Source organism: Actinomycetota bacterium (assembly GCA_036280995.1).
GTDB lineage: Bacteria > Actinomycetota > CALGFH01 > CALGFH01 > CALGFH01 > CALGFH01.
Genome location: DASUPQ010000873.1, coordinates 1 through 3,716 on the forward strand (window position 1 = coordinate 1; position 3,716 = coordinate 3,716).

The 3,716-nt window shown below is 71.1% G+C and carries 4 protein-coding genes; 1 reads left to right on the forward strand and 3 read right to left on the reverse strand.

Annotation, left to right across the window (positions count from 1 at the left end):
* From VF468_29270 to VF468_29280, 3 genes are all read right to left on the reverse strand, one after another.
* Positions 1-338: hypothetical protein (locus VF468_29270; protein HEX5882378.1), on the reverse strand; the 338-nt coding region annotated here is incomplete at its 3' end.
* A gap of 105 nt (positions 339-443) precedes the next feature.
* A complete protein-coding gene (locus VF468_29275) occupies positions 444-1,421 on the reverse strand; it encodes an RNA polymerase subunit sigma-70 (GenBank protein HEX5882379.1) in 978 nt (325 codons plus the stop codon).
* Between the two features lie 36 nt (positions 1,422-1,457).
* Positions 1,458-2,612: an acyl-CoA dehydrogenase family protein gene (locus tag VF468_29280; GenBank protein HEX5882380.1), complete on the reverse strand. Its 1,155-nt coding sequence runs from the start codon at positions 2,610-2,612 to the stop codon at positions 1,458-1,460.
* 76 nt (positions 2,613-2,688) lie between these two features.
* Between VF468_29280 and VF468_29285 the strand changes: the two genes are divergently transcribed.
* Positions 2,689-3,716: Gfo/Idh/MocA family oxidoreductase (locus tag VF468_29285; GenBank protein ID HEX5882381.1), on the forward strand; the 1,028-nt coding region annotated here is incomplete at its 3' end.

Here is a 3,716-nt window from a genome sequence, read left to right on the forward strand (position 1 = left end):
CCGCCCCAGATGGTGAGGGTGTCGCCCTCCAGCTCGTAGACGTAGTCGAGGGTGTTGCCGGTGCTGTCGAAGAAGCGGGAGTGGATGTCCGGGCTCGGCGGCTCCCCGAAGGGCCGCAGGTGCCCGATGATCTCCATGCCCTTGACCTTCTGCCCGTACTGCTCGAGCTCGACGTGCTGGACCAGGAAGAACCCTCCTTCCATCCACTCGTAGCGGACGACGCCCTCGGCGCCGCCGCTCACCCGCCAGGCGCCGAGGAGCCGCTCGCCGAGGGCCTTGATGTCCGGCGCCGGGGTCGGGGTCTCGGGGCTGTCGTAGCTGGTCGACGCATCGGTCATGGCCGGTTCCTCCTGTGCGGGGCCGCCGTCGGCGGCCTTCACCAGTTGCTACGAGGAAGCGGGCCGAAAGGAATCGCTCCCCCAACGGCGCGACCGGCGCGTCGGTCAGGGGAGGGTCGGCTCCAGGCCGAACGCCCGGTACAGGTCGGGGACGTCGAAGTCGACGATCTCGGCCACCCTGTCGCCCTCGATGCGCAGCACCTCAAGGGCGGTGAGCCGGAACACCGGCGCCCCCGGCGGCCGGTGGTAGATCGCCACCGCCGGTTGCCGGTTGGCGCTGGTGGCGACGAACCGGTACTCCCCGGGAGGAGCGAACTCCCTGGTGGCCTGGATGAAGGCAGCCCGCGAGTCCGACCACAGGGGGATCTGCGGGTAGGCGACCCGCAGGTCGTCGGTGAGCACCTCGGCCATGGCCTCGATGTCGTTCTGCTGGTGGGCATCGATGTAGCGCCGCAGCACCTCCCGCTCCCGGTCGCCCACCGCGGCCTCCCCACCCCAGTCGTCGCGGCGCCTGGGCAGGTGCTCCTTCATGGTGGCCCGGGCCCGCTGCAGCGCGCTCTTGACCGAGGCCTCGCTGCCGCCAAGCAGGGCCGCGGTGGCCTTGGCCGACCAGCCCATGACGTCGCGGGCCAGGAACACCGCGCGCTGGAGACCCGGCAGGTGCTGGATGGCGGCCAGGAACGCCAGCTCGATCGTCTCCCGCTGCACCACCGTCTCGCCCGGGTCCCCCACCGGGTCTTCCAGGAGCCGGTCGGGGAACGGCTCCAGCCACAGCTCGCCCGCGCCCTGCGGCAGCGGCCCGCCGGGGCTGACCGGGTCCATGACGTCGAACGGTAGGAGCCGCCGGCGTCCGCGCCGCCGCAGCACATCCAGGCACGCGTTGGTGGCGATCTTGTACAGCCAGGCCCGGGGCGCCTGATCGGCCTCGAACCGGTCGATGCTCCGCCAGGCTCGCTCGAAGGTCTCCTGCAGCAGGTCCTCGGCCTCGGTGAAGGACCCCAGCATCCGGTAGCAGTGCACCAGCAGTTCCCGCCGATGCCGTTCGAACAGCTCCCCGAACGCCTCCCGGGTCCCGACGCCCACGAGGGCCCCCTTGGTCGCATCCCTATTAGGCGACCCTCAGCTTCTATTCTGGCGTAGCTGCCGGGCAATGACGACTCTCAGGATCTGGTTCGTGCCCTCGTATATTTGTGTAATTTTTGCGTCCCGCATCATGCGCTCCAGAGGGAACTCCTTCACGTACCCATATCCACCCAGCAATTGCACCCCGTCGGTGGTGACCCGCATCGCGGTGTCCGAGGCGACGCACTTGGCGGCGGCGGCGGAGAAGGTCAGGCCGGGGTCGTCGCGGTCGGCCTTGGCGGCGGCCTGGTAGACGAGGGCGCGGGCGGCCTCGATCTGCATGGCCATGTCGGCCAGCATGAACTGAAGGCCCTGGAACTCGCCGACCGGGCGGCCGAACTGCTCGCGCTCCTGGGTGTAGGCGAGGGCGTAGTCGAAGGCGCCCTGGGCGATGCCGACGGCCTGGGCGCCGATGGTGACGCGGCTGTGGTCGAGGGCGCGGAGGGCCAGAGGGAAGCCCTGGCCCTCCTCGCCCAGGCGGTTGGCGGCCGGGACCCGGACGTCGTTGCAGATGACCTCGGTGGTGGGCGACCCGCGGATGCCGAGCTTGTCCTCGTGCTTGCCGATCTCGAAGCCGGGCATGGAGTCCTCGAGGAGGAAGGCGCTGATGCCCTTGGACCCGGCGTCTGGGTCGGTGACGGCGTAGTAGATGTAGAGCTTGCTGACCCCGCCGCCGGTGATGAAGCGCTTGGTGCCGTTGAGCACGTACTCGTCGCCGTCGCGGACGGCCCGGGAGCGCAGGGCGGCCGCGTCCGAACCCGACCCGGGCTCGGTCAGGCAGTAGGAGGCCATGGCCGAGCCGTCGGCGATCTGGGGCAGGAAGCGCTGCTTCTGCTCCTCGGTGCCGGCGAACAGCAGCGGCAGGGTGGCCAGCTTGTTGACGGCCGGGATCAGGGAGGTGGACGCGCAGACCCGGGCCAGCTCCTCGACCAGGATGCAGTGGGTGATGGAGTCGGCCCCGGCGCCGCCGTACGCCTCGGGGACGTTGATCCCGGTCAGGCCGGCCTCGGCCAGCACCTTCAGGTTGTCCCAGGGGAACTCGCCGGTCCGGTCGATCTCGGCCGCCCGCTCGGTGAACTTCTCCTCGAACAGCCGCCGCCATTCCCTGCGGAACAGCTCCTGGTCCTCGGTCAGCGCGAACGCGTCCGTCATGTCCGTCACCCTTCTCTGCGTGGCGGCCGGATATCCCATTCTAGTGGCGATGCCCAGGCCCGATAGCATGGAGTCGATGAACAGCGACCAGCCGCGGGTGGCCCTGCTCGGCTACGGGTACTGGGGGCCGAACCTGGCCCGGAACCTGCACATGCGCCTGGGCAGGGGCTGGGTGGCCTGCGTCGACCCCGACCCGGACCGGCGGGCCGAGGTCGCCCACCGCTACCCCTGGGTCCGGGCCCTGGCCGACCCGGACGAGGTCATGGGCGACCCCGAGGTGGACGCCCTGGTCGTCGCCTCCCCCGCCCGCACCCACGCGCCCCTGGTCATCGAGGCCCTCCAGGCCGGCAAGCACGTGCTGGTCGAGAAGCCCCTGGCCCTGTCGACGGCCGAGGCGGTCGGCCTGGCCGAGGCGGCCGACCGGGCCGGCCGGGTGCTGGCCGTCGGCCACACCTTCGAGTACAACCCGGCCGTGACCCGGATGCGGGAGCTGCTGGAGGCCGGCGACCTGGGCGACCTGTGGTACCTGCACTCCCAGCGGGTGAACCTGGGCCGCATCCAGAGTGACATCAACGCCCTGTGGTCGATCGGCCCCCACGACGTCTCGATCGCGAACTACCTGATCGGCTCGGCCCCCCGCTGGGTGTCGGCCCGGGGCGCCCGCTACCTGCACGCCGATGTGGAGGACGTGGTCTTCGCCACCCTCGGCTACGAGGGCGGGGTCCTGGCCCACCTGCACGTGTCCTGGCTTGACCCGTCGAAGCTGCGCCGTACCACCGTGGTCGGCTCCCGGCGCATGGTGGTCTTCGACGACCTCGACTCCGAGGCCAAGCTGCGCGTCTACGACAAGGGCGCCGACCCGGTCTCGGGCGGCTTCGGCGAGTTCCAGTTCCGCCTGCGCCGCGGCGACCTCCACGTGCCCCGCACCGACCTGACCGAGCCGCTGGCCCTGGAGCTGGACCACTTCCTGGAGTGCTGCCGCACCGGCGCCCGCCCCCGCACCGACGGCTGGAACGGCGTCCGCGTGGTCGCCACCCTCGAGGCGGCCCAGCAGTCTCTCGACAAGGGCGGCATCCAGGTCGAGGTCGACGCCCCCACCCGGTA

Excerpts from the sequence above, each read along its gene's own strand:
- VF468_29280 (HEX5882380.1), bottom strand. The coding sequence starts at position 2,612 with ATGACGGACGCGTTCGCGCTGACCGAGGACCAGGAGCTGTTCCGCAGG.